This is a genomic window from Streptomyces candidus (assembly GCF_014207445.1).
GTDB lineage: Bacteria > Actinomycetota > Actinomycetes > Streptomycetales > Streptomycetaceae > Streptomyces > Streptomyces candidus.
The window spans coordinates 139663-163230 of sequence record NZ_JACHEM010000001.1 but is presented as its reverse complement, the minus strand read 5'-3'; the positions used below and the strand labels follow the sequence as shown (position 1 = coordinate 163230).

General features: G+C 72.4%; 26 protein-coding genes. 23 read left to right on the top strand and 3 right to left on the bottom strand.

Features of this window, described 5'->3' with window-relative positions:
• Positions 1–116: 116 nt before the first annotated feature.
• Positions 117–1664, bottom strand: coding sequence for an oxidoreductase (locus HNQ79_RS00685; RefSeq protein WP_221507211.1), 1548 nt, complete (start codon positions 1662–1664; stop codon positions 117–119).
• A 204-nt stretch (positions 1665–1868) separates the two neighbouring features.
• On the opposite strand from HNQ79_RS00685, the gene hisD reads away from it, so the two are divergent.
• From hisD to HNQ79_RS00630, 11 genes are all read left to right on the top strand, one after another.
• Complete coding sequence (gene hisD, locus HNQ79_RS00680; RefSeq protein WP_185025652.1) at positions 1869–3188, top strand: histidinol dehydrogenase; 1320 nt, start codon at positions 1869–1871, stop codon at positions 3186–3188.
• Positions 3185–4291, top strand: coding sequence for a histidinol-phosphate transaminase (locus HNQ79_RS00675; protein ID WP_311772280.1), 1107 nt, complete (start codon positions 3185–3187; stop codon positions 4289–4291). The genes hisD and HNQ79_RS00675 overlap by 4 nt, the downstream gene beginning before the upstream one ends.
• A complete protein-coding gene (gene hisB / locus HNQ79_RS00670; RefSeq protein ID WP_185025646.1) occupies positions 4288–4881 on the top strand; it encodes an imidazoleglycerol-phosphate dehydratase HisB in 594 nt (197 codons plus the stop codon). The genes HNQ79_RS00675 and hisB overlap by 4 nt, the downstream gene beginning before the upstream one ends.
• Before the next feature lie 4 nt (positions 4882–4885).
• Positions 4886–5053: a CG2302 family histidine operon protein gene (locus HNQ79_RS00665; RefSeq protein ID WP_185025644.1), complete on the top strand. Its 168-nt coding sequence runs from the start codon at positions 4886–4888 to the stop codon at positions 5051–5053.
• Entirely contained in the window at positions 5050–5691 is a 642-nt protein-coding gene (hisH, locus tag HNQ79_RS00660; protein ID WP_373312429.1) for an imidazole glycerol phosphate synthase subunit HisH, read from the top strand. Before HNQ79_RS00665 ends, hisH begins: the two co-directional genes overlap by 4 nt.
• Positions 5691–6419, top strand: a complete 729-nt coding sequence (gene priA / locus HNQ79_RS00655) for a bifunctional 1-(5-phosphoribosyl)-5-((5-phosphoribosylamino)methylideneamino)imidazole-4-carboxamide isomerase/phosphoribosylanthranilate isomerase PriA (protein WP_185025642.1) — start codon at positions 5691–5693, stop codon at positions 6417–6419. The genes hisH and priA overlap by 1 nt, the downstream gene beginning before the upstream one ends.
• Positions 6416–6832: a RidA family protein gene (locus tag HNQ79_RS00650; protein WP_185025639.1), complete on the top strand. Its 417-nt coding sequence runs from the start codon at positions 6416–6418 to the stop codon at positions 6830–6832. The genes priA and HNQ79_RS00650 overlap by 4 nt, the downstream gene beginning before the upstream one ends.
• On the top strand, positions 6829–7584 hold the full coding sequence (hisF, locus tag HNQ79_RS00645) for an imidazole glycerol phosphate synthase subunit HisF (protein WP_185025637.1): 756 nt from the start codon (positions 6829–6831) through the stop codon (positions 7582–7584). The genes HNQ79_RS00650 and hisF overlap by 4 nt, the downstream gene beginning before the upstream one ends.
• Before the next feature lie 143 nt (positions 7585–7727).
• The gene (locus HNQ79_RS00640; protein WP_185025634.1) at positions 7728–8957 is read left to right on the top strand and encodes a cytochrome P450 family protein; all 1230 of its coding nucleotides are present in this window, start codon (positions 7728–7730) and stop codon (positions 8955–8957) included.
• Positions 8958–9051: 94 nt separating this feature from the next.
• Complete coding sequence (locus HNQ79_RS00635) at positions 9052–9669, top strand: winged helix-turn-helix domain-containing protein (protein WP_185025632.1); 618 nt, start codon at positions 9052–9054, stop codon at positions 9667–9669.
• 15 nt (positions 9670–9684) lie between these two features.
• Positions 9685–10998: an MFS transporter gene (locus HNQ79_RS00630; protein ID WP_185025629.1), complete on the top strand. Its 1314-nt coding sequence runs from the start codon at positions 9685–9687 to the stop codon at positions 10996–10998.
• 112 nt (positions 10999–11110) lie between these two features.
• Here HNQ79_RS00630 and HNQ79_RS00625 read toward each other — a convergent pair whose 3' ends face one another.
• Positions 11111–11743, bottom strand: coding sequence for a TIGR03085 family metal-binding protein (locus tag HNQ79_RS00625; protein ID WP_185025627.1), 633 nt, complete (start codon positions 11741–11743; stop codon positions 11111–11113).
• Positions 11744–11825: 82 nt separating this feature from the next.
• Here HNQ79_RS00625 and hisI point away from each other — a divergent pair, with 82 nt between their 5' ends.
• From hisI to lgt, 11 genes are all read left to right on the top strand, one after another.
• Positions 11826–12209: a phosphoribosyl-AMP cyclohydrolase gene (gene hisI, locus HNQ79_RS00620; RefSeq protein WP_373312430.1), complete on the top strand. Its 384-nt coding sequence runs from the start codon at positions 11826–11828 to the stop codon at positions 12207–12209.
• 11 nt (positions 12210–12220) lie between these two features.
• A complete protein-coding gene (locus tag HNQ79_RS00615) occupies positions 12221–13705 on the top strand; it encodes an anthranilate synthase component I (protein ID WP_185025625.1) in 1485 nt (494 codons plus the stop codon).
• A gap of 49 nt (positions 13706–13754) precedes the next feature.
• Complete coding sequence (locus HNQ79_RS00610; RefSeq protein WP_185025623.1) at positions 13755–14441, top strand: TIGR02234 family membrane protein; 687 nt, start codon at positions 13755–13757, stop codon at positions 14439–14441.
• An 87-nt stretch (positions 14442–14528) separates the two neighbouring features.
• Complete coding sequence (locus HNQ79_RS00605) at positions 14529–14789, top strand: HGxxPAAW family protein (protein ID WP_185025621.1); 261 nt, start codon at positions 14529–14531, stop codon at positions 14787–14789.
• A gap of 205 nt (positions 14790–14994) precedes the next feature.
• Positions 14995–15474: a DUF2752 domain-containing protein gene (locus tag HNQ79_RS00600; protein WP_185025618.1), complete on the top strand. Its 480-nt coding sequence runs from the start codon at positions 14995–14997 to the stop codon at positions 15472–15474.
• Positions 15475–15602: 128 nt separating this feature from the next.
• Positions 15603–16412, top strand: a complete 810-nt coding sequence (gene trpC, locus HNQ79_RS00595) for an indole-3-glycerol phosphate synthase TrpC (protein ID WP_185025616.1) — start codon at positions 15603–15605, stop codon at positions 16410–16412.
• Between the two features lie 7 nt (positions 16413–16419).
• The gene (trpM, locus tag HNQ79_RS34705) at positions 16420–16563 is read left to right on the top strand and encodes a tryptophan biosynthesis modulator TrpM (protein ID WP_373312432.1); all 144 of its coding nucleotides are present in this window, start codon (positions 16420–16422) and stop codon (positions 16561–16563) included.
• 78 nt (positions 16564–16641) lie between these two features.
• On the top strand, positions 16642–17925 hold the full coding sequence (gene trpB, locus HNQ79_RS00590; RefSeq protein ID WP_185025614.1) for a tryptophan synthase subunit beta: 1284 nt from the start codon (positions 16642–16644) through the stop codon (positions 17923–17925).
• A complete protein-coding gene (gene trpA, locus HNQ79_RS00585; protein ID WP_185025612.1) occupies positions 17922–18737 on the top strand; it encodes a tryptophan synthase subunit alpha in 816 nt (271 codons plus the stop codon). Before trpB ends, trpA begins: the two co-directional genes overlap by 4 nt.
• A 117-nt stretch (positions 18738–18854) precedes the next feature.
• Positions 18855–19904, top strand: a complete 1050-nt coding sequence (locus tag HNQ79_RS00580; protein WP_185025610.1) for a DsbA family protein — start codon at positions 18855–18857, stop codon at positions 19902–19904.
• A 364-nt stretch (positions 19905–20268) separates the two neighbouring features.
• Positions 20269–21339, top strand: coding sequence for a prolipoprotein diacylglyceryl transferase (gene lgt, locus HNQ79_RS00575; RefSeq protein WP_185025608.1), 1071 nt, complete (start codon positions 20269–20271; stop codon positions 21337–21339).
• Positions 21340–21481: 142 nt separating this feature from the next.
• On the opposite strand, the gene rbsK is transcribed toward lgt, so the two are convergent.
• Complete coding sequence (gene rbsK, locus HNQ79_RS00570; RefSeq protein ID WP_185025606.1) at positions 21482–22393, bottom strand: ribokinase; 912 nt, start codon at positions 22391–22393, stop codon at positions 21482–21484.
• A gap of 318 nt (positions 22394–22711) precedes the next feature.
• On the opposite strand from rbsK, the gene HNQ79_RS00565 reads away from it, so the two are divergent.
• The gene (locus HNQ79_RS00565; protein ID WP_185026507.1) at positions 22712–23440 is read left to right on the top strand and encodes a VIT1/CCC1 transporter family protein; all 729 of its coding nucleotides are present in this window, start codon (positions 22712–22714) and stop codon (positions 23438–23440) included.
• The last annotated feature ends 128 nt before the right edge of the window (positions 23441–23568 follow it).

Genomic DNA, 23568 nt, shown 5'->3' with positions numbered 1-23568 from the left:
TGGTGGCGGCGGGAAGGTTGTACGGGACCCGGTCAAGGGACGGTAAAGAAAGGGGGTGGATGAGAGGGCGCGGTGACCGGGGTGTGGGGGGAGTGGAACCGGGTTGCGGGCGGGTGTCAGCCCCGGCGCAGGAGGCGGGAGGCGCCGGCGGCGACCGTGGTGGCGAGGATCCAGCCCAGGAGGATGAGGACGGCGGCGGCCCACTGCCAGCCGCCCTCCAGCCGCCAGTGGCCGTCCTGGCCCAGGTTGATCACCGGGACGAGCAGGTCGAGGGCGTAGAGCGGGGCACTCCACTGCGGGTGCTGGCCGGGGCTGATGGGCTCCGGGTCGTAGCGGGAGAAGGCGAACGTGCCGGCCGCCCAGAGGACCGCCATCCACAGGGCGGCCCGCCCCGGGCGGTATCCGTACGCCACCACCCAGTCCTGGAGGTAGCCCCACGCCTTGCCGGCCGGCGGCATCGTCTCCCGTTGCCGCCGCTGCTTGGCGAGCAGCACCTCGCGGGCCTCCGAGTCCTCGCCGCCGGCCCGCTTCACGGCCGCGAGGCGTTCGTAGGGTTCCGGGGCGTACTCGGCGGTGGCCGCCGTGACCCACTCCAGGCGGCGGACGAGCGGGAAGTGACCGAGGGGGACCAGGGTCTCGTACACGAAGCCGCCCATCGAGAGCCTGCCGGGCCCCGGCCAGCTGGTCGACCTGTCGACCAGGGTGATGATCTTCGCGCCGGACAGCACGACCTTTCCGCGCTCCGGACGCTCGCACAGGAAACGCAGCTCGGGGGCCTGGATGCGGCGCAGCGACAGCTCCTGGTCGTCCTCCATCGTGAAGCGGGCCTCCTGCAGGTCGACCGCGTCCCCGAACCGCCCGTCGTCCAGCCGCACCCCGCCCTCGCACTCGAAGCGCTGCACCCGCATGCCCCGCACGGGCACGTGCCCCAGGCCCCGGCCGATGCCGTACGGGGGAGTGGTGTTGCCGTACGCGGCGGAGGACAGGCCCGCCGGGGTCAGGTAGAGGGTGCGCTCCACAGTCAGCTGCGGGGCGTTCAGCGCGAGCTTTCCGTAGGGGTTGCGCAGGTGGCTGCCGCGCAGGCTCATCGAGACGCCGATCCTCGCGCCGCGCAGGCTGACCTCCCCGTACGACTCGATCAGTTCGGCCTGCAGGTCCTGGGCGACGTTGAGTCCGTCGGCGGCGATGGCACGGTCGTTGCGGTCGCGGTGGACGACGATCTGGTTGATGAGCAGGTCGGTGCCGATCTGCGCGTCGGTGAGGCGTATCCCGCGTTCGACGCGGCAGCGGGGGAGGTGCAGGTCGCCCTCGGTGTGCAGCCGGGCGGCCTCCAGCCGGGGAAACGCGCAGCCGACCAGGCGCAGGGTGCTGAAGCGGCACTCCGGGAGCAGCAGTTCGCTGTCGAAACGGCAGCCGTGCAACTCGACGTACGGGGAGACCGTCCCGCCGGACAGGTCGAGCACACCTTCGATCTGCACCCCGCGCACCTTGAGCGCGGCGACCCGCCCGGGGCGGGCATCGGGTCCGCTGAGCAGCAGCAACGCCATCACCCGGGCGCGCACGGTGCGCTCGGGGCCCCACGGGCGGTCCACCATCGGGTCGTCGGCCAGCGGGTCGTGCACCCGCAGGTCGTACGCGCTGCCGTTGCGGAACGCCTGCCACATGCCCCGTTCCGCCGCGCTCAGCCAGTCCGGCGCCTCCGGGTCCTGCTGCGGATCGGACACCCCTGCCCCCCTCGCTCCCGTACGTAACGCAGTGCACGCTAGTGGTCACCGAGGACATCCGGGACGCCGGTGGCGTCTTGTGGCCTGTATCAGCCAGTGATACGGGCGTCCTGTGGCCGGAAGAGGTCTGAGAGAATTGACCGTGTGATCTCACGAATCGACCTGCGCGGCGGTGCCCTCCCCGAGGGCACGGCCCTGCGCGACCTGCTGCCCCGAGCCGACTTCGACGTGACGGCCGCCCTGGAGAAGGTGCGTCCGATCTGCGAGGACGTGCATCATCGCGGCGACGCGGCGCTGATCGAGTACGCGGAGAAGTTCGACGGGGTCGCACTGGAGCAGGTCCGGGTCCCCGCCCAGGCGATCACCGACGCGCTCAAGACCCTGGACCCGAAGGTGCGCGCCGCCCTGGAGGAGTCCATCCGGCGCGCCCGCATCGTGCACCGCGCCCAGCGCCGTACCACCGGGACGACGCAGGTCGTGCCGGGCGGCACGGTCACCGAGCGCTGGGTGCCGGTGGACCGCGTCGGGCTGTACGCGCCCGGCGGGCGGTCGGTGTACCCGTCGTCGGTGATCATGGACGTGGTGCCGGCGCAGGAGGCCGAGGTCCCGTCGATCGCGCTGGCCTCGCCCGCGCAGAAGGAGTTCGGCGGACTGCCGCACCCGACGATCCTGGCCGCCTGCGCGCTGCTCGGCATCGACGAGGTGTACGCGGCGGGCGGCGCCACGGCCGTGGCGATGTTCGCGTACGGCACCGAGTCCTGCCCGCCCGCACCGATGGTGATGGGCCCGGGCAACATCTGGGTGGCCGCCGCCAAGCGCTACTTCACGGGTGTCATCGGCATCGACTCCGAGGCCGGACCGACCGAGATCGCCGTTCTCGCGGACGGCACGGCCGACCCGGTGCACGTCGCCGCCGACCTGATCAGCCAGGCCGAGCACGACCCGCTCGCCGCGTCGGTCCTGGTCACCACCAGCGAGGAGCTGGCCGCCGCGGTGGCCAGGGAGCTGGAGGCGCAGGTCGCCGTCAGCAAGCACCGGGACGAGCGGATCGTTCCGGCGCTCACCGGCAAGCAGTCCGCGATCGTGCTCGTCGAAACGGTCGAGGACGGCCTCGCCGTCGTCAACGCGTACGGGGCCGAGCACCTGGAGATCCAGACCGCCGACGCGGCCCGGGTGGCCGAAAAGGTGCGCAACGCGGGCGCGGTGTTCGTCGGCCCGTGGTCCCCGGTCTCGCTGGGCGACTACGCGGCCGGCTCCAACCACGTCCTGCCCACCGGCGGCTGCGCCTGCCACTCCTCGGGACTCAGCGTGCAGTCCTTCCTGCGCGGCATCCACGTCGTGGACTACACGAAGGACGCGCTCGCCGAGATCACCCACCACGTGGTGACCCTGGCCGAGGCGGAGGACCTGCCCGCGCACGGAGCGGCCCTGAAGGCACGGTTCGGATGGAAGGTGCCCACGTGACCGGCATCGACGACCTCCCGATCCGCGACGAGCTGCGCGGCAAGTCCCCGTACGGTGCCCCGCAGCTCGACGTAGCGGTACGGCTGAACACCAACGAGAACCCGTACCCGCTGCCCGAGGCCCTCGTCGAGCGCATCGCCGAGCGCGTCCGCGAGGCGGCCCGCGACCTCAACCGCTACCCCGACCGGGACGCGGTCGAGCTGCGCACGGAACTGGCCCGGTACCTGACCCGGACGGCCGGACACCCGGTCACCGTCGCAAACATCTGGGCGGCCAACGGCTCCAACGAGGTCCTCCAGCAGCTGCTCCAGACCTTCGGCGGCCCGGGCCGCACCGCCCTCGGCTTCGAGCCGTCCTACTCGATGCACGCGCTCATCGCGCGCGGCACCGGCACCGGCTGGCTCTCCGGCCCGCGGAACGACGACTTCACCATCGACGTCGAGCGGGCCCGCAGGACGATCGCCGAACACCGGCCGGACGTCGTCTTCATCACCTCCCCCAACAACCCCACCGGCACCGCCGTCGAGGCGGACACCGTCCTCGCCCTGTACGAGGCGGCACAGGCCGCCAAGCCCTCGCTGGTCGTCGTGGACGAGGCGTACGGCGAATTCAGCCACCGCGCCTCGCTGCTCCCGCTGATCGCGGGCCGGCCGAACCTGGTGCTCTCGCGCACCATGTCCAAGGCGTTCGGCGCCGCCGGGCTGCGGCTCGGCTACCTGGCCGCCGACCCGGCCGTGGTGGACGCCGTGCAGCTCGTACGCCTGCCGTACCACCTGTCCTCGGTCACCCAGGCCACCGCGCTCGCCGCGCTGGAGCACACGGATACGCTGCTGGGGTACGTCGAACAGCTGAAGGCCGAGCGGGACCGGCTCGTTGCCGAACTGCGCGCACTGGGCTACGAGGTCACCGACTCGGACGCCAACTTCGTCCAGTTCGGACGCTTCGAGGACTCCCACGCCGTCTGGCAGCAGATCCTCGACCGCGGGGTCCTGGTCCGGGACAACGGAGTACCGGGCTGGCTGCGGGTGACCGCGGGCACCCCCGACGAGAACGACGCGTTCCTCGAAGCGGTACGCGCCCTCAAGAAGGAGCAGAGCACATGAGCCGCGTCGGACGCGTCGAACGCACCACCAAGGAAACCTCCGTCGTCGTCGAGATCGACCTCGACGGAACCGGCAAGGTCGACGTGTCGACCGGTGTCGGCTTCTACGACCACATGCTCGACCAGCTCGGCCGCCACGGCCTCTTCGACCTCACGGTCAAGACGGACGGCGACCTGCACATCGACACCCACCACACCATCGAGGACACCGCGCTGGCGCTCGGCGCCGCCTTCAAGCAGGCCCTCGGCGACAAGGTCGGCATCTACCGCTTCGGCAACTGCACCGTCCCCCTCGACGAGTCGCTCGCGCAGGTCACCGTCGACCTCTCCGGCCGCCCGTACCTCGTGCACACCGAGCCCGAGAACATGGCGCCGATGATCGGCAGTTACGACACGACGATGACCCGGCACATCTTCGAGTCGTTCGTCGCCCAGGCGCAGATCGCCCTGCACATCCACGTGCCCTACGGGCGCAACGCGCACCACATCGTGGAGTGCCAGTTCAAGGCCCTGGCGCGGGCCCTGCGCTACGCCGCCGAGCGCGACCCGCGTGCGGCCGGCATCCTCCCGTCGACCAAGGGCGCGCTGTAACCCCATGACCGGCCTCAACACCGTCCTGATCGTCGTCGGGCTGTTCCTGCTCGGCGGCGTCATCTCCTTCTCGAAGCAGAAGATGCCCAAGGGCGTCATCGTGCTGCTCGGCCTCGCCTCGGTGATGTGTCTCACCGCGGGCGTCCTGCGGATCCAGGGACTCTGGGAATGACCAACACCAAGAAGGTCGTCGTCTTCGACTACGGCTTCGGCAACGTCCGGTCCGCCGAGCGGGCCCTCGCCCGGGTGGGCGCGGACGTCGAAATCACCCGCGACTACGACACCGCGATGAACGCGGACGGGCTGCTGGTGCCCGGCGTCGGCGCGTTCTCCGCGTGCATGCAGGGGCTGCGCGAGGCGCGCGGCGACTGGATCGTGGGGCGCAGGCTCTCGGGCGGGCGCCCCGTGATGGGCATCTGCGTCGGCATGCAGATCCTCTTCGCGCGCGGCATCGAGCACGGCGTCGAGACCGAGGGCCTCGACGAGTGGCCCGGCGTGGTCGGGCCGCTCAAGGCGGACGTCGTCCCGCACATGGGGTGGAACACCGTCGAGGCGGCCGAGGACTCGCAGCTGTTCGCGGGCCTCTCCGCCGAGGAGCGGTTCTACTTCGTGCACTCGTACGCCGCCCACGAGTGGTCGCTCGAAGTCACCAACCCGCTCATCCGCGCCCCGCGCGTCACCTGGTCCACCCACGGCCGGCCCTTCGTGGCGGCCGTCGAGAACGGGGCGCTCATGGCGACCCAGTTCCACCCGGAGAAGTCCGGCGACGCCGGTGCCCAGCTGCTCACCAACTGGATCGGAACCCTCTGATGTCCCACAAGCTCGAACTCCTCCCCGCCGTCGACGTCCGCGACGGCCAGGCCGTCCGGCTGGTGCACGGCGAGTCCGGCTCCGAGACGTCGTACGGCTCCCCGCTGGAGGCGGCCCTCGCCTGGCAGAGGTCGGGTGCCGAATGGCTGCACCTGGTCGACCTGGACGCCGCGTTCGGCACCGGCGACAACCGGCAGGTCATCGCCGAGGTCGCCGACGCCATGGACATCAAGGTCGAGCTGTCCGGCGGCATCCGCGACGACGCGTCCCTGGAGGCCGCGCTCGCCACCGGCTGCCGGCGTGTCAACCTCGGCACCGCCGCCCTGGAGACCCCCGAGTGGGTCGCCAAGGTCATCGCCCGGTACGGCGACAGGATCGCGGTCGGCCTGGACGTACGGGGAACCACCCTCCGTGGCCGCGGCTGGACCCGCGACGGGGGCGACCTGTACGAAACCCTCGCGCGGCTCGACTCCGAGGGCTGCTCCCGCTACGTCGTCACCGACATCGCCAAGGACGGCACCCTCCAGGGCCCGAACCTGGAGCTGCTGAAGAACGTGTGCGCCGCCACCGACAAGCCCGTCGTGGCGTCCGGCGGCGTCTCCTCGCTCGACGACCTGCGGGCCCTCGCCTCGCTCGTGCCCGACGGTGTGGAGGGCGCGATCGTGGGCAAGGCGCTGTACGCGAAGGCGTTCACGCTCGAAGAGGCCCTGGAGGCGGTTTCCCGATGAGTGACTCCGTACGACGCGTGTCGACCGGCGCCCCCTGGGAGGAGCAGTTCGGCTACTCCCGTGCCGTGGAACTGCCGGGCGGGCTCGTCCTGGTGGCCGGCTGCACGTCCGTCACCCAGGACGGCATGATCGAGGCGGGCACCCCGTACGAGCAGACGATGACCGCGTTCGGCGTCGCCGAGAAGGCGTTGAAGGAGCTGGGCCTGTCCCGGACCGACATCGTCCGCACCCGGATGTACCTCACGCACGCCCGCGACGTGGACGACGTGGGCCGCGCCCACAAGGAACTCTTCGGCGAGATCCGGCCGGTCGCGACCCTCGTGATCGTCTCCGGCTTCGTCGACCCCTCGCTGGTCGTCGAGGTCGAGGTCGAGGCGTACCGGGGCACCCCGGGAACCGGAGGTGCCGCGTGAGTCTCGCCGTACGGGTGATCCCCTGCCTGGACGTGGACAACGGGCGGGTCGTCAAGGGCGTCAACTTCCAGAACCTGCGCGACGCGGGCGACCCCGTCGAGATGGCCAAGCTGTACGACGCCGAGGGCGCCGACGAGCTGACCTTCCTCGACATCACCGCCTCGTCGGGGAACCGCGAGACGACCTACGACGTGGTGCGGCGCACCGCCGAGCAGGTCTTCATCCCGCTCACGGTGGGCGGCGGCGTCCGCACCGCCGAGGACGTCGACAAACTGCTGCGGGCCGGGGCCGACAAGGTGGGCGTGAACACCGCCGCGCTCGCCCGCCCCGACCTCATCCGCGAGATCGCCGAGCGCTTCGGCCGGCAGGTCCTCGTCCTGTCGGTCGACGCCCGCCGTACCGCCGACGGCTCCTTCGAGGTCACCACGCACGGCGGCCGCCGCTCCGCAGGCGTCGACGCCGTCGAATGGGCGCACCGGGCCGCCGAACTGGGCGCGGGCGAGATCCTGCTCAACTCGATGGACGCCGACGGCACCAAGGACGGCTACGACACCGAGATGATCGCCGCCGTGCGCAAGCACGTCACGGTCCCGGTCATCGCGTCCGGCGGTGCCGGCAGGCTGGAGCACTTCGCGCCGGCCGTCGGTGCGGGTGCGGACGCCGTCCTGGCGGCGTCGGTCTTCCACTTCGGTGATCTGCGGATCGCGGAGGTCAAGGCGTCGCTGGTGGCGGCCGGGCATCCGGTGCGCTGAGCCGGTCCGCCCGGAGGCCGAGCCGCTCCGCCGGAAGGGCCGAGCCTGTTCTGCCCGTACAACTGTCGCAAAAGCAGCTGTGGCGGAAGATCGCCGGTGACTAGCGTTCCCCCTCGGAGAAGTGCTACCGAGGGGGAACAGTCATGTCAGCGTCACCACGACCGCCGTCGCCCGGCCCTGCCGTCGAACTCCTGCGACTCAGCCCGGACTTCGTCGCCGATCCCTACCCCGTCTACGCCGCACTGCGTGCACAGGGCCCGGTCCACCGGGTGCTGACCCCGCTGGGGGAGGACCAGTGGATCGTCGTCGGGCACGAGGCGTGCCGTGCCGCGTACGTCGACCCCCGGTTCAGCCGCGACTGGCGTACGCACGGACACCTCGCCCCGCAGCTTCCCGCGTACGCCCACGGGCCCGGCAACGCGCACGTCCTTCTGAGGGACCCGCCGGACCACACCCGGATGCGACGGCTGGTGACCCGTGAATTCACGCCACGCCGCGTCGCGGCGCTCGCCCCGCGGGTGCAGCAGATCGCCGACGAGCTGATCGACGCGATGGAGGCGGGCGGGGCGCGTACCGCGGACGTCATCGACTCGCTCGCCTTCCCGCTCCCGATGACCGTCATCTGCGACCTGCTCGGCGTGCCCGACCTGGACCGGGACGCCTTCCGCGGCTGGTCCAACGAGGTGGTGGCGCCCACGAGTCCGGAGGCCGAGCAGGCCGCGTACGCCGCGGCCATGCCGTACCTCGGCGGGCTCATCGAGGACAAGCGCAAGGCTCCGGGTGAGGACCTGCTCAGTGCGCTGATCCACACCGCCGACGAGGAGGGCGACCGCCTCAACGAGGACGAACTCCTGTCCATGGCCTTCCTGTTGATCGTCGCGGGGCACGAAACGACGGTGAATCTGATCGGCAACGGACTGCGTGCCCTGTTCAACCACCCGGAGCAGCTCGCCCTGCTGCGCGCCGACCTGCCCGGTCTGATCGACGGCGCGGTGGAGGAGGCGCTGCGGTACGACGGCCCGGTGGAGGGCTCGACGCCGCGCATCGCCCGCGAGGACGTGGACTTCGAAGGCGTGCGCATCCCGGCGGGCTCCTCGGTGGTGATCGTCATGGCGGACGCCGACCGCGACGAGTCGCGCTTCGGCGACGCGGGGCGCTTCGACATCCGCCGCGACGCCCGCGGGCACATCGCCTTCGGGCACGGCATCCACTTCTGCATCGGCGCCCCGCTGGCCCGGCTGGAGGGCCGCATCGCGATCCGTACGCTGCTGGAGCGCTTCCCGGAACTGGCGCCCACGGAGTCGCCGGACGCCGGGCCGTGGATTCCGGGGCTGCTGATAAGGGGGGTACGGAAGCTGCCCGTGCGCTGGTAGGTTCCCCAACTCAGTCGTGTGGAAAGTGAGTTGCGAAGGGAATGTTGCGCAAAGAAGATTGCGCAACATTTCCCTCCCTCTCTACGGTGCGCACATGGCACCGGAATACGAACGTTCGGCCGAGCCCCGGTGCGTCGCCGACCTCCACGCACTCCGGGTCTTCTCCCACCCCCTGCGCATCGACCTCTACCACGCCCTGCTCGCCGGGGGTGCCGCCACCGCCTCGCACCTCGCGGACCAGGTGGGCGAGGCGGTCTCGCTGGTCAGTTACCACCTGCGGAAGATGGCCGCGCACGGCGTCATCGTGGAGGCCCCCGGGGAGAGCAGCGACGCCCGGGAACGCTGGTGGCGGGTGGCACGCGGCTTCACGTTCCGCGACTTCGGCTTCGGTGCCGAACCGCAGGGCGCGGCCGAACCCCAGGGCGTGGCCGCCGTCGGCGGCGCGCCCCGGCCGCTCCTGCGCTTCGGCCAGGGGTGCGGGGCCGCCTGCTCCGGCCACGGCGCGAACTGGGGCGAGAAGTGGTCGGACACGCCGTTCGACTGGGAGTGCCTGCCCCGGCTCACCGCGACAGAGCTCCAGCAACTCTCCGAAGAACTCCGAGGGTTGATCATCTCCTACCGGGAGCGGGCACGCGCCGCCGAGGCGGCCGGTGACACCGAAGGACGCGAACAGGTCTTCGTCCGGATGTGCGGCTTCCCGTTCCGTCCCTGAGAGGGCCAGCAAACGATGACTGAACCACGCCTCGACCCGGCGGACGCCCCGGACGCCTCCGGGGGCCCGGCACAGGACGCCCCGGAGGCCAGGCCCACGGGCCGGCCCGCCCACCGGGACGGCAACGTCCTGCGCTGGCTCAGCGCCTACGCCGCCTCCCTCGTCGGCGACGCCGTGTACTTCCTCGCGCTCGGCTGGGCCGCCGCCCAGGCGGGCGGCCCCGCCGAAGTCGGTCTGATCATGGCGAGCGGGGCGGTGCCGCGGGCCGTGCTGATGCTCGGCGGCGGCGTGATCGCCGACCGCTTCGGCCCCCGCCGCATCGTCATCGTCTCGGACGCGGTGCGCTGCGCGATGATCCTCGGCATCGCGGCGGCACTGATGCTGACCGGCCCCGCCGTGTGGCTGCTGGTGCTCGTGGCACTGGTCTTCGGGGCGGTGGACGCGCTCTTCATGCCGGCCGTCGGAGCGCTGCCCCCGCGCATCACCGCGCCCGACCAACTCGTGCGGGTCCAGGGCATGAAGGCGCTGGCGAACAGGTTCGGCGGCATCGTCGGAGCGCCGGTGGCCGGACTGGCGATGGGGCTCGGCGGGGCCGCGGCGGCGTTCGCGGTCGCGGGCGTGCTGTTCGCGGTGTCTCTGGTGCTGCTGGTGGCGGTGCGGATCGCCCCGCTGCCCCAGGAGGAACCGGCGCGGGAGGGCGACGAGCCGCAGCGCAGCTCCGTGTGGCGGGATCTGACCGACGGCTTCGGCTACGTCCGCCGGCACCGGCTCGTCGGACCGTTGATCCTCTCCAACATCCTCTTCGAGCTCGGCGGCATCCCCCTCATCAACGTCGGCGTCGTCCTGCTGTCCTCGCAGCGGGGATGGGGCGCCACGGGCATCGCCTGGATCGTGGGCGCGTTCAGCGCAGGCGCGGCGTCCACCGCGCTGCTGCTCACCGCGCGGGGACGGGTGTCGCGGGCCGGCCGGGTGCGGCTGGCGGGACTGGCCGGGGGGTCGGTTCTGGTCTGCGCCCTGGGGTCGGTGCCCGGTCTCGTGTGGGCGGTGCTGGTGGCCGCGCCGATGGGAATGCTGGTGGCGCTGTGCGGCGGGCTGACGGCGGGGCTGGTGCAGACGGCCACGGCACCCGCGTACCTGGGCCGGGTCTCCTCGCTGATGTCGCTGATCAGCCTCGGGATCGCACCGCTGGCCTACCCGGTGGTGGGGGCCGCGATCGGACTGTGGGGCGCCACGCCGGTGTTCTGGGGGTGCGGGGCGCTCTGCCTGGCGGCGGGGCTGGTGGGCGTGTCGTACCGGGAGGTGCGGGAGGCCGAACTGCCCGGCGGCTAGCGCGCCGGCCCACGGCACGACGTACGGCGGGCCGGTGCGCGAAGGGCGGGGCGGGGACGGCTCCCACGCCGCACCCGCCCCGCCCCCCTCCGCCGTCGCCGCGGCGGTCCGGTCAGATGCCCAGCTTCGCCTCGTGCAGCCGGGCGATCGCTTCCTTGTCGCCGTCGAGTTCCACCCGGGCCGCGTCCTGGCGGCCGAAGGCGAAGAGGACGAGTTCGCCGGGATCGCCGGTGACGGTCACCACCGGCGTTCCCCGGTGCGCCACCGCCGTCTGGCCGTCCGGGCGGCGCAGGACCAGGCCGACGGGGGACTTCCGCCCCAGCACGCGGGCCGTCTTCTCCACCCGCGCCCACAGGGCGTCGGCGAACACCGGGTCCAGGTCGCGCGGCGTCCACTGGGGCTGGGCGCGCCGCACGTCCTCGGCGTGGATGTAGAACTCCACCGTGTTCGCCGCCTCGTCCACCTGCTTGAGGGAGTACGGGGAGCGGCGCGGCGGCCCCGTACGGATGAGCCGGACCAACTCGTCGTAGGGCTTCGCGGCGAATTCCGACTGCACGCGGTCCAGGCGGTTCTTGAGCGGGGCCAGCAACATGCCGGCCGCCGCGTCCGGGCGTCGCTCCCGCACCACCGTGTGGGCGGCGAGGTCCCGGGTGTGCCACCCCTCGCACAGGGTCGGGGCGTCGGGGCCCGCGGCCTCCAACAGATCGGCGAGCAGGAGCCGTTCGCGCTTGGCATGGGTAGACATGTCGCCAGCGTACGACCGCGGGGGGCCGTCCGCACAGTGGACTGCCGGCCTCGGTCCGTCCGGGAAGCTGCACAATTGCCCCATGAGTACGCCCGCACCCCAGAGCCCCCTCGACCCCGCCGTCGCGGCCCGCCTCAAGCGCACCGCCGACGGTCTGGTCCCCGCCATCGCCCAGCAGTACGACACCGGCGAGGTGCTGATGCTCGGCTGGATGGACGACGAGGCACTGCACCGGACCCTGACCACCGGCCGCTGCACGTACTGGTCGCGCAGCAGGAACGAGTACTGGGTCAAGGGGGACACCTCCGGCCACGTGCAGCACGTGAAGAGCGTCGCCCTGGACTGCGACGGCGACACGGTCCTGGTGAAGGTCGACCAGAGGGGGGCCGCCTGCCACACCGGCGCGCGCACCTGCTTCGACGCCGACGTCCTGCCGGTCGTCGTGCCCGCCGCGCAGGGCAAGTAGGGTCGGCGGGCATGGATCTGGAGACCTTCCGCAAGCTTGCGGCCGACCGCCGCGTCATCCCCGTCAGCCGCCGGCTCCTCGCGGACGGCGACACCCCCGTCGGGCTGTACCGCAAGCTCGCCGCCGAGCGCCCCGGCACCTTCCTCCTGGAGTCCGCCGAGAACGGCCGCTCCTGGTCCCGCTACTCCTTCGTCGGGGTCCGCAGCGCCGCCACCCTCACCGCACGCGACGGCAGCGCCCACTGGATCGGCACACCGCCCGTCGGCGTACCGACCGACGGCGACCCGCTCGCCGCGCTGCGGGCCACCGTCGAGACCCTGCACACCCCGCGCGACCTGGCCGGCGACCTGCCGCCGTTCACCGGCGGCATGGTGGGCTACCTCGGGTACGACATCGTGCGGCGCCTGGAGAGGATCGGCGAGCACGGAACGGACGACCTGCGCCTCCCCGAGCTGACCATGCTGCTCACCTCGGACCTCGCCGTCCTCGACCACCGGTACGGCACCGTCCTGCTCATCGCCAACGCGATCAACCACAACGACCTCGACACGGGCGTCGACGAGGCGTACGCCGACGCCGTCGCCCGCCTCGACGCGATGGAGGCCGACCTGTCGCGGCCCGTGCCCTCCGCACCCGCCGCCATGCCTCCCTCCGAGGTCCCCCCGTACACGGAGAACTGGGGCGGAGCGAACTACCGGGCGGCGGTGGAGGACGTCAAGGAGCGGATCCGGGCGGGCGAGGCGTTCCAGGTCGTCCCGTCGCAGCGCTTCGAGACGCCGTGCACGGCAAGCGCGCTGGACGTCTACCGGGTGCTGCGGGCGACCAACCCGTCCCCGTACATGTACCTCTTCCGCTTCGACGGGTTCGACGTCGTCGGCTCCAGCCCCGAGGCCCTGGTCAAGGTCGAGGACGGGCGCGCCATGGTGCATCCCATCGCCGGCACCCGGCACCGCGGCGCCACCCCGCAGCTCGACCAGGCGCTCGCCGACGAACTGCTGGCCGACCCCAAGGAGCGGGCCGAGCACCTGATGCTCGTCGACCTGGGCCGCAACGACCTGGGACGGGTCTGCGAGCCGGGCTCCGTGGAGGTCGTCGACTTCATGTCGATCGAGCGGTACTCGCACGTCATGCACATCGTGTCCACCGTGACGGGACGGGTCGCCGAAGGGCGGACCGCCTTCGACGTACTGACCGCGTGCTTCCCCGCGGGCACCCTCTCCGGCGCGCCGAAACCGCGCGCGATGCAGATCATCGAGGAGCTGGAGCCGACCGGACGCGGACTGTACGGCGGCTGCGTGGGCTACCTCGACTTCGCCGGGGACTCCGACACGGCCATCGCCATCCGTACCGCCCTGCTGCGGGACGGGACCGCGTACGTGCAGGCCGGAGCGGGCGTCGTCGCCGACTCCGACCCGGTCGCCGAGGACACCGAGTGCCGCAACAAGGCCGCCGCCGTACTGCGCGCCGTGCATACCGCGAACCGCCTCGGCAGCTGAGCGGCGACCGCCGCGCCGGGCGTGGAGGGGGGTGAGGGATAGTGGGGGAGTGAGCGCCGTACCCCCCACCCCCCGAGCCCCCGCCGAACCCGCCGCCCGAGCGGCCCGGAGCGGCGGCAGGCGCAGCCTCGCCGCCGCCCTGCTGCTCGGCGCGCTCGGCTCCACCGTCGTACTGATCGCCTCCGGACAGACCTGGACGTCGGGCACCGCCACCGTCGCGGGCATCGGCGCCAGGACCGTCGACGCGGACGGCCAGTCCGTCACCGGCGTCCCGGCAGCCCTCGCGATCGTCGCGCTGGCCGCCCTGGTCGCCGTCTTCGCCGTACGCAGGGCAGGCCGCGTCCTGGTCTCCGCGCTCCTCGCGCTGAGCGGCGCCGGGGCCGCCCTGGCCTCCGTGCTCGGCGCGAACGACCGTGCCGCGCTCGACGAGCAGGCCGCCCAGGTCTCCGGCGACCTCGCCGCCACCGTCACCGGCCTCACCCGGACGGCGTGGCCCTACGTCACCGCGGGCGGCGCCCTCCTCATCCTCGTCGCCGGTCTCCTCGCTCTGCGCTTCGGCGGGTCGTGGCCCGGCATGGGCGGCAGGTACGAGCGGGAACAAAGCCCCCGCACCCCCACCCGCAGGCCCGCGGACCCCGAACGCCCCGAGGAGCTCTGGAAGGCCCTGGACCGCGGCGAGGACCCCACCCGCGAAGCGGGCGCCCGGGAACGCGAAGCGCCGACGCGCGAAGGGTGACCCGAAGTCACGCGCAGTGTCCCGGTGGGGAACAATGAGTCCGAGCATCCCGAAGCTGAAGAACACGAAGTCACCAAGGAGCACCTCATGGCCAGCCGCGGACACCACGGACACACCCCGGCCGCCTGGACCGGCGTTGTCATCGCCTTCATCGGCATCTGCGTCTCCAGTGCCTACATCGTGATGGCCAACTCCGTCGGCTTCTGGATCGGCATCGGCATCTCCCTGGTCGGCGGACTGGTCGGTCTGGCGATGCGCATGGCGGGGATGGGCATGCCCAAGGAGGCCCCGGCCCTCGTCGAGGCCCGCGAGGCGGCAGGCCGCGCGCAGCTCCAGCACCAGCACTAGTCACCAGCAGCAGTACGGCGGACGGGCACGGCCGGGGCGCGCACGGAACGCGGCCGGCACGCGGCCGGCTCCCGCGCAACGCGGCAAGGCGCAGTCCGGCACGGGCTGCGCCTTCTCGCGCTCCCGGACCGGATTCCGGCGTCCGCACGAGGCGCGGGTACGCCGGGTGCGTGCGCCGGAGGGCGGCAGCGGGGACAATCGGCACGTGGATGCCCCCTCGCCGACTCCTCCTCCCGCCCTCCCGCCCGCCGGACCCCCCGCCCGGCAGCAGCCCCCGGCGCTGCCCGCCTCCCCGGTACGCCGCCTCGCGGCGCCGCTGGCCACTCTCGCCGCGGCCGTCGCCGCCTTCGCGTACGTCGGCGCCGTCGACCCGAACGAGCCCGGCCACTACCCGGTGTGCCCGCTGCTCGCCACCGCCGGCATCCTCTGCCCCGGCTGCGGCGGGCTGCGCAGCGCGCACGCGGTCGCGCACGGCGACCTGGTGGGCGCGCTCGGCGCCAACGCCATGGCTGTGCTCGGGTACGCGGTCTTCGCGGTGCTGATGGTGGTGTGGATCACTCGGGCGGTGCAGCGGAAGCGGGTGCGGTTCGCCCCGCCCCCCGTTCTGTGGTGGGTCGTGGGAGGACTTCTCGCCGTGTTCAGCGTGGTCCGGAACCTCCCGTTCGGCTCTGCGCTCGCCCCCTGAAATCCGCAGGTCGGTGCCCACACAGTGGGACGCCGCGCCGCTGGATGCGCCACCTTCGGCCCGGTGCGGATACCATCGGCGTGGCCGATCCCGGCTCTCCACCACAGTCCCGGAAGGGGGCAGCTCGCGTGAGTGTGCTCGACGAGATCATCGAAGGCGTACGCGCCGACCTCGCGGAGCGGCAGGCACGTGTCAGTCTGGAGGAGCTCAAGGAGCGGGCCGCCAAGGCGCCGGTGGCCAAGGACGGTGTCGCGGCCCTGCGCGGCGACAGCGTGAAGGTCATCTGCGAGGTCAAGCGGTCCAGCCCCTCCAAGGGAGCGCTCGCCGCCATCGCCGACCCGGCCGGCCTCGCCGCCGACTACGAGGCGGGTGGCGCAGCCGTCATCTCCGTACTCACCGAGGAGCGCCGGTTCGGCGGTTCGCTGGCCGACCTGGAGGCCGTCCGCGCCAAGGTCGACATCCCGGTGCTGCGCAAGGACTTCATCGTCACCTCCTACCAGCTCTGGGAGGCCCGTGCGTACGGCGCCGACCTGGTGCTGCTGATCGTGGCGGCGCTGGAGCAGGACGCGCTGGTCTCCCTCATCGAGCGCGCCGAGTCCATCGGGCTGACCCCGCTGGTCGAGGTGCACGACGAGGACGAGGTCGACCGGGCCGTCGCCGCCGGAGCGAAGATCATCGGCGTGAACGCCCGCAACCTCAAGACCCTCAAGGTCGACCGCGGCACCTTCGAGCGGATCGCTCCGGAGATCCCCGCGCACATCGTGAAGATCGCCGAGTCGGGCGTGCGCGGACCGCACGACCTGATCGCGTACGCCAACGCGGGCGCGGACGCCGTCCTCGTCGGCGAGTCCCTGGTGACCGGCCGCGACCCGAAGGCGGCCGTGTCGGACCTGGTCGCCGCGGGCGCCCACCCGGCACTGCGGCACGGCCGGAGCTGACCCGGCCATGACTCCGCACGCCCGTCTCGCCCGCGGTTGCCGCCCGCGCGGCTGCCGCGCGCCCGCACGCCGGGTGCGGGGCCGACGGGTGCGGTACCACATCGGGTCCGAACCGGGCCAGATCAACGGCATGCGATGGCGTCGTCGCTGAACGCCCCGCGGGCGTCGTCACAGCGACACACCTTTCACCTCACTCTCGGATCACGTAGTTCCTACGAGGAGTTTCCGCATGCCCAGCGAGTTCTTCATTCCCGATCCCCAGGGCCAAGTCCCCACCAGCGACGGCTACTTCGGTGACTTCGGCGGCAAGTTCATCCCCGAGGCGCTGGTCGCCGCGGTGGACGAGGTCGCCGTCGAGTACGAGAAGGCCAAGGCGGACCCCGCGTTCGCCGCCGAGCTGGACGACCTGATGGTCCACTACACGGGCCGGCCCAGCTCCCTCACCGAGGTGCCGCGCTTCGCCGAACACGCCGGCGGCGCCCGGATCTTCCTCAAGCGCGAGGACCTCAACCACACCGGCTCGCACAAGATCAACAACGTGCTGGGCCAGGCACTGCTCACCAGGCGGATGGGCAAGACCCGCGTCATCGCCGAGACCGGCGCGGGCCAGCACGGCGTCGCCACCGCCACCGCCTGCGCCCTGTTCGGCCTCGACTGCACCATCTACATGGGCGAGATCGACACCGAGCGGCAGGCGCTCAACGTCGCCCGGATGCGGATGCTCGGCGCCGAGGTCGTGGCCGTGAAGTCCGGCTCCCGCACCCTGAAGGACGCCATCAACGAGGCGTTCCGCGACTGGGTCGCCAACGTCGACCGCACCCACTACCTGTTCGGCACGGTCGCGGGCCCGCACCCCTTCCCCGCCATGGTCCGCGACTTCCACCGGGTGATCGGCGTGGAGGCGCGGAAGCAGATCGTGGAGCGGACCGGACGGCTCCCCGACGCGGCCGTGGCGTGCGTGGGCGGCGGCTCCAACGCCATCGGCCTCTTCCACGCCTTCATCCCCGACGCGGACGTCCGCCTGGTCGGCTGCGAGCCCGCCGGGCACGGCATCGAGACCGGTGAGCACGCGGCCACGCTGAGCGCCGGCGAACCGGGCATCCTGCACGGCTCCCGGTCCTACGTCCTCCAGGACGAGGAGGGCCAGATCACCGAGCCCTACTCGATCTCGGCCGGGCTCGACTACCCGGGCATCGGCCCGGAGCACTCGTACCTCAAGGACATCGGCCGCGGCGAGTACCGCGCGGTCACCGACGACGCCGCCATGCAGGCGCTGCGGCTGCTCTCCCGTACCGAGGGAATCATCCCGGCCATCGAGAGCGCGCACGCGCTCGCCGGGGCGCTGGACCTCGGCAAGGAGCTGGGTGCGGACGGACTGATCCTGGTCAACCTGTCCGGGCGCGGCGACAAGGACATGGACACCGCGGCCCGTTACTTCGGGCTGTACGACACGGACGCAGTCGTCGCCGAGGACGAGGCGGCGGTCGCGGAGATCACGGGGGACGCCAAGTGAGCGGGAACGTACAGCTGTTGAGCGACACTCTGGCCGCGGCGCAGGGTGAGGGGCGGGCCGCGCTGATCGCGTACCTGCCGGCCGGGTTCCCGACCGTGGACGGCGGCATCGAGGCGGTCAAGGCCGTCGTCGCCGGCGGCGCGGACGTGGTCGAGGTCGGCCTGCCGCACAGCGACCCGGTGCTGGACGGCCCGGTCATCCAGACCGCCGACGACATCGCGCTGCGGGGCGGCGTGAAGATCGCGGACGTGATGCGCACGGTGCGCGAGGCGCACGCCGCCACCGGGGTGCCGGTGCTGGTGATGACGTACTGGAACCCCATCGACCGGTACGGCGTCGAGCGGTTCACCGCGGAACTCGCGGAGGCGGGCGGCGCGGGCTGCATCCTGCCCGACCTGCCGGTCCAGGAGTCCGCGCTGTGGCGCGAGCACGCCGACAAGCACGGTCTGGCCACGGTCTTCGTGGTCGCCCCCAGCAGCCGTGACGAGCGGCTGGCCACGATCACGGCCGCGGGCTCGGGATTCGTGTACGCGGCGTCGCTGATGGGCGTCACCGGAACGCGGGAGTCCGTCGGCCAGGAGGCCGCGGCACTCGTACGGCGGACCCGCGCGACCGGCAGCGGGCTGCCGGTGTGCGTCGGGCTCGGGGTCTCGAACGCCGTACAGGCCAAGGAAGTTGCGGCCTTCGCCGACGGAGTGATCGTCGGCTCGGCGTTCGTCAAGCGGATGCTGGACGCGCCGGACGAGGAGGCCGGTCTGGTCGCGGTGCGCGAACTGGCCGCCGAGTTGGCGGCCGGCGTACGGCGGAACTGACGTACGCAGGACTGACGTCCATCTGTCGGCGGCGTAACTTTTAGGTTCCGTAGTCCATTTGAGTGGATTGTGGGTCGGGGTGGCACATCGGTGCCGCCCCGATTCGTTGCTGCGGGTGTGAGCGAGAAGAACTTCGAAGGTAAGCGAACCGCCCGAGAGCGGCTCATCCAGGAGCGCGAAGCACAGAAGGCACGCGACAAACGGCGCCGCGCGCTGGTGGTCGGCGCGGCGGTGGTCGGTGTCCTCGGCCTGGCCGCGGTCGTCGGCGTGGTCGCCGCGAACAGCGGTGACGGCAAGGGCGACGAGGCGTCCGACGGCAATTCCGGACAGGTCGTCGTCCCCGCGGGCGCGGTCGGCGCCGAGAAGGTCGCCCTCCCGGTGGGAGCGACGGACGCGCCGTCGCTCCTCACCGTGTACGAGGACATGCGCTGCCCGGCCTGCGGCATGTTCGAGAACAGCATGCGCGACACGATCAACAAGCTGGAGAAGGCCGGGAAGCTCCGGGCCGAGTACCACCTGGTGTCGTTCATCGACAAGGCGGTGACGGGCAACGGTTCGAAGTACGCGGCGAACGCGCTGGGCTGTGCGCAGGGCGTGGGGAAGTTCCACGAGTACCACGACGTCCTCTTCCGCAACCAGCCGGAGGAGACGGACGACGCGTTCGGCAAGAAGAGCCATCTGCTGGACCTGGCGTCCAAGGTGCCAGGACTGCGGGGAACGGCCTTCGACAAGTGCGTCGACGAGGGAACACACGCGGGGTGGGTCACCAAGGTCCAGAAGGACTTCGACAAGTCGAAGTACAAGGCGACACCGACGGTGCTGCTCAACGGGGAGCCGATCTACCCGCAGAAGGGAAGTGAGCAGATCACGCCCGCCAATCTGGTGAAGTGGGTGGAGGCGGCGAACAGGGGCAAGCCGGCGGGGACCAGGACGCCGCAAGCTCCGGGAGCGGGTGGGGCACCGGGTGCCGGGTCCGGAGCCGCGCCCAGCTCTGGGCCGGGTTCCGTGCCGGGCTCTGCGCCGGGTTCCGCACCCAGCTCTGCGCCGGGTTCCGTGCCGGGGGCGCGGACGGCACCGTCCGGGGCGCCGGGCGCGGCCTCGGGTCCGGCGGCCGTGCCGGAGGGGGCCGGGGCGCCTGCTGCGGGTGGTGGCAGCGGCCCCCGGTGAGGGTGACGGGGCGGTGACCGTGCCGGGTGCCGGGTGCCGGTTGGCGAGGTACGGCGGGGTTACGGCGTACGGACGGGACCGGAAGGTCCCGTGCCCGCGCCCGTGCACGCCGTGGTGACCGGCAGGACGGGCCCGCAACCTCCCCCGCCCGCCGTACCGACGCGCCCGGGGCGTCCGCCGTGCCGATCCCGCCCCGGACGGTCCGTCACGTCCCGGGCCGTGCCGCACAAACGGCCCCGGACAGGCGCGGATCGGTGCCTGCCCGGCACGCGCCGGCCCGCCGCTCGCGCGCGGTCCCCGTTACCCAGCCGTTGCCGGGCGGGTTGTTCCTGTCCGCGCCCGGCAAGGTAGCGTCGGACACGCCATGAACCTTGCCTACATTCCCAGCCCGGCGGCCGGTGAGATCCATCTCGGACCCCTCCCGCTGCGCGGCTACGCACTCTGCATCATCATCGGTGTCTTCGTAGCCGTCTGGTACGGCAGCAAGCGCTGGATCGCCCGTGGCGGCAAGCCGGGGACGGTCGCCGACATCGCGGTGTGGGCGGTCCCGTTCGGTCTCGTCGGCGGGCGGCTCTACCACGTCATCACCGACTACCAGCTCTACTTCTCCGAAGGCCGGAACTGGGTCGACGCGTTCAAGATCTGGGAAGGCGGGCTCGGCATCTGGGGCGCCGTCGCGCTCGGTGCCGTCGGCGCCTGGATCGGCTGCCGCAGCCGGGGGATCCCGCTTCCCGCCTGGGCGGACGCCATGGCTCCCGCTCTCGCCATCGCGCAGGCCATCGGCCGCTGGGGCAACTGGTTCAACCAGGAGCTGTACGGCCGGGCCACCGACCTTCCGTGGGCGCTCAGGATCACCAGGGGGGACGAGCCGGGTCTGTACCACCCGACCTTCCTCTACGAGTCGCTGTGGTGCCTCGGTGTCGCGGCCGCCGTCGTCTGGGCGGACCGCAGGTTCAAGATGGGGCACGGCAGGGTCTTCGCGCTGTACGTCGCCCTGTACTGCGCCGGGCGCGGCTGGATCGAGTACATGCGGGTCGACGACGCGCACCACATCCTGGGCCTGCGCCTGAACGTGTGGACGGCGATCGTCGTCTTCGTCCTGGCCGTCGTCTACCTCGTCCTGTCGGCGCGCATGCGACCGGGGCGCGAAGCCGTCGTCGAGCCGGAGCCCGGGCCGGAGACGAAGCCGGACGCGGCGACCGACGCGGACGCCGCCGACGGGGATGCCGCGGAAGCCGGTGAGCCGAAGGCCGGTGGGTCGAGCCTCGCGAAGCCCGGCGGGTCGAGCCTCGTGAAGGGCCGGGGGGCGAGCCTGTCGAAGGGTGACCCGACCGAGGAGGGCAAGGCCGACTCGAGCCTCGTGAAGGGCCGGGGGGCGAGCCTGTCGAAGGGTGACCCGACCGAGGAGGGCAAGGCCGACGCCAGGAAGGGCTGACGCTCGTCCGCACGAGCGCCCGCGCAAGCGAAGACACGAGCGCCCGCGCAAGCGAAAAGGGGCCGCCGGAACCGTCACGGTTGCGGCGGCCCCTTCGCGTCCCGGGGCGCGCCGCATGCGTCTGCCGTGCGCGGGCCCGGCGTCAGAGGGCGTCGATCTCCTGGCGGCACGGCATGGACGTCGACGCGCCGTGCCGCTGGACGGACAGGGCCGAGGCCGCCGCCGCCCAGCGCATGGCGTCCCGCATCGGCTTTCCCTCGCCGAGGGCCACCGCGAGCGCGCCCACGAAGGTGTCCCCGGCCGCGGTCGTGTCGACGACCGGCTCGGCGGGCACGGCCGGGACGAAGACCGGGTCGGGGGCCGCACGGGTGACGTACGCACTGCCCGCGGCGCCCAGGGTGACCACCACCTCCGGAACATGGTCCAGGAGGGCGCGGGCGGCGAGCAGGGGGTTGTGGAGGCCGGTGAGGGCTGCCGCTTCGTGCTCGTTGGGCACCAGCAGATCGGTGACTTCCAGAAGTTCGGGCGGCATGGCGCCGGCGGGGGCCGGGGTGAGGATCGTACGCACCCCGTGCCGTCGGGCGGCGCGGGCGGCCGCGGTGACGGCGGGCAGCGGGAGTTCGAGCTGGAGCAGGAGCGCGTAGGCCCCGGCGATGACCGTCTCGTCACCGGGGGTGAGGCCGGTGACGGTGCCGTTCGCGCCGGGGATGACGACGATGGAGTTGCACCCGTCGTCGTCCACCACGATGTGCGCCGTGCCGGAGGCGCCCTCGGCGGTGCGCAGGAAGTCGGTGTCGACGCCTGAGTGTTCGAGGGCGGAGCGCAGGCGCGGGCCGAACTCGTCGGTGCCGACCGCGCCGATCATCGTCACCGCCGCGCCCGCGCGGGCGGCCGCGATGGCCTGGTTGGCTCCCTTGCCGCCGGGGACGGTGCGGAAGGAGTGGCCCGCGACGGTCTCGCCCGGGGCCGGGGCCTTGGCGACGTACGCGACGAGATCCATGTTGGTGCTGCCCAGGACCGTGAGGGTGGTCGGGCGGGTGGGCGGCTGGGTCATCCGGTGGCCTCTCGGTGGGTGGGTTCTCGTCTCGGCCCGCGAGGTCCGGCGGGTGGACCGACGGTCGTCATGCCCGAATCATCCCTTTCGGTGGGCCGTTTGGGGAGAGGTGGGATCCCCGGCGAGTTCCGGGACGGTTTCAGCGGTTCGAAGCCTTCGCAGCAAGGACAGGCTTGCCTTGGAAACCACGGCGCAACCCCGGTAGGAGCGAGTAAGTACGGCCTTCCTTGCTGGCGAGAGCTTCGAATCGTGCGTAGGTTCGCTGTCGTCGGGGCGCTCCCCGACGGTGAGAAGGACGAGTGGTACGGGGGGACCGGCATGGCCGTCATCGAGACCGGAGCGACGCTGCACGCGGCGCACCGCGACAACCACACCCACCGCGACGTGAACGGCGGCTGGCTGCGGCCGGCGGTGTTCGGTGCGATGGACGGGCTCGTGTCCAACCTGGCGCTGATGACGGGGGTGGCCGGCGGCGCCGTCCCGCAGCAGACCATCGTGATCACCGGGCTGGCCGGGCTGGCGGCCGGTGCGTTCTCGATGGCGGCGGGGGAGTACACCTCGGTCGCCTCCCAGCGGGAGCTGGTCGAGGCGGAGCTCGCCGTCGAGCGGCGGGAGCTGCGCAAGCACCCCCAGGACGAGATGGCGGAACTGGCGGCGCTGTACGAGTCGCGGGGCGTCGAGCCGCACCTCGCCCGTCAGGTCGCGGAACAGCTGTCCCGGGACCCCGAGCAGGCGCTGGAGATCCACGCGCGGGAGGAGCTGGGCATCGACCCCGAGGACCTTCCCTCGCCGCTGGTGGCCGCCGGGTCCTCGTTCGCCGCGTTCGCGCTCGGGGCGCTGCTGCCCGTCCTGCCGTACCTGCTGGGAGCCGTCTCGCTGCTGCCCGCCGTGCTGCTGTCGCTCGCCGGACTGTTCGCGTGCGGGGCGGTCGTCGCCCGGGTGACCGCACGGACGTGGTGGTTCAGCGGGCTGCGGCAACTCGTACTGGGCGGATCGGCGGCGGCGGTGACGTACGGGCTGGGCGCGCTCCTCGGAGCCGCGGTCTAGCCGCTCGGAGCGGCGGGCCCGGGACCGGACGGAAGGGCGTGACCCGGGGGCCGTACGGAAGGACGTGAGGAACCCCTGGCGGGCCGGTGGAACGGTTCCGCCGGGGGTTTCCGCGTCGCGACGCGGGC

Coding starts and splice junctions, on each gene's coding strand:
- HNQ79_RS00685 (WP_221507211.1), bottom strand. CDS start 1,664: ATGTGGCAGGCGTTCCGCAACGGCAGCGCGTACGACCTGCGGGTGCAC.
- hisB (WP_185025646.1), top strand. CDS start 4,288: ATGAGCCGCGTCGGACGCGTCGAACGCACCACCAAGGAAACCTCCGTC.
- HNQ79_RS00665 (WP_185025644.1), top strand. CDS start 4,886: ATGACCGGCCTCAACACCGTCCTGATCGTCGTCGGGCTGTTCCTGCTC.
- hisH (WP_373312429.1), top strand. CDS start 5,050: ATGACCAACACCAAGAAGGTCGTCGTCTTCGACTACGGCTTCGGCAAC.
- priA (WP_185025642.1), top strand. CDS start 5,691: ATGTCCCACAAGCTCGAACTCCTCCCCGCCGTCGACGTCCGCGACGGC.
- HNQ79_RS00650 (WP_185025639.1), top strand. CDS start 6,416: ATGAGTGACTCCGTACGACGCGTGTCGACCGGCGCCCCCTGGGAGGAG.
- HNQ79_RS00640 (WP_185025634.1), top strand. CDS start 7,728: ATGTCAGCGTCACCACGACCGCCGTCGCCCGGCCCTGCCGTCGAACTC.
- HNQ79_RS00635 (WP_185025632.1), top strand. CDS start 9,052: ATGGCACCGGAATACGAACGTTCGGCCGAGCCCCGGTGCGTCGCCGAC.
- HNQ79_RS00630 (WP_185025629.1), top strand. CDS start 9,685: ATGACTGAACCACGCCTCGACCCGGCGGACGCCCCGGACGCCTCCGGG.
- HNQ79_RS00625 (WP_185025627.1), bottom strand. CDS start 11,743: ATGTCTACCCATGCCAAGCGCGAACGGCTCCTGCTCGCCGATCTGTTG.
- hisI (WP_373312430.1), top strand. CDS start 11,826: ATGAGTACGCCCGCACCCCAGAGCCCCCTCGACCCCGCCGTCGCGGCC.
- HNQ79_RS00615 (WP_185025625.1), top strand. CDS start 12,221: ATGGATCTGGAGACCTTCCGCAAGCTTGCGGCCGACCGCCGCGTCATC.
- HNQ79_RS00605 (WP_185025621.1), top strand. CDS start 14,529: ATGGCCAGCCGCGGACACCACGGACACACCCCGGCCGCCTGGACCGGC.
- trpM (WP_373312432.1), top strand. CDS start 16,420: ATGACTCCGCACGCCCGTCTCGCCCGCGGTTGCCGCCCGCGCGGCTGC.
- trpB (WP_185025614.1), top strand. CDS start 16,642: ATGCCCAGCGAGTTCTTCATTCCCGATCCCCAGGGCCAAGTCCCCACC.
- lgt (WP_185025608.1), top strand. CDS start 20,269: ATGAACCTTGCCTACATTCCCAGCCCGGCGGCCGGTGAGATCCATCTC.
- rbsK (WP_185025606.1), bottom strand. CDS start 22,393: ATGACCCAGCCGCCCACCCGCCCGACCACCCTCACGGTCCTGGGCAGC.
- HNQ79_RS00565 (WP_185026507.1), top strand. CDS start 22,712: ATGGCCGTCATCGAGACCGGAGCGACGCTGCACGCGGCGCACCGCGAC.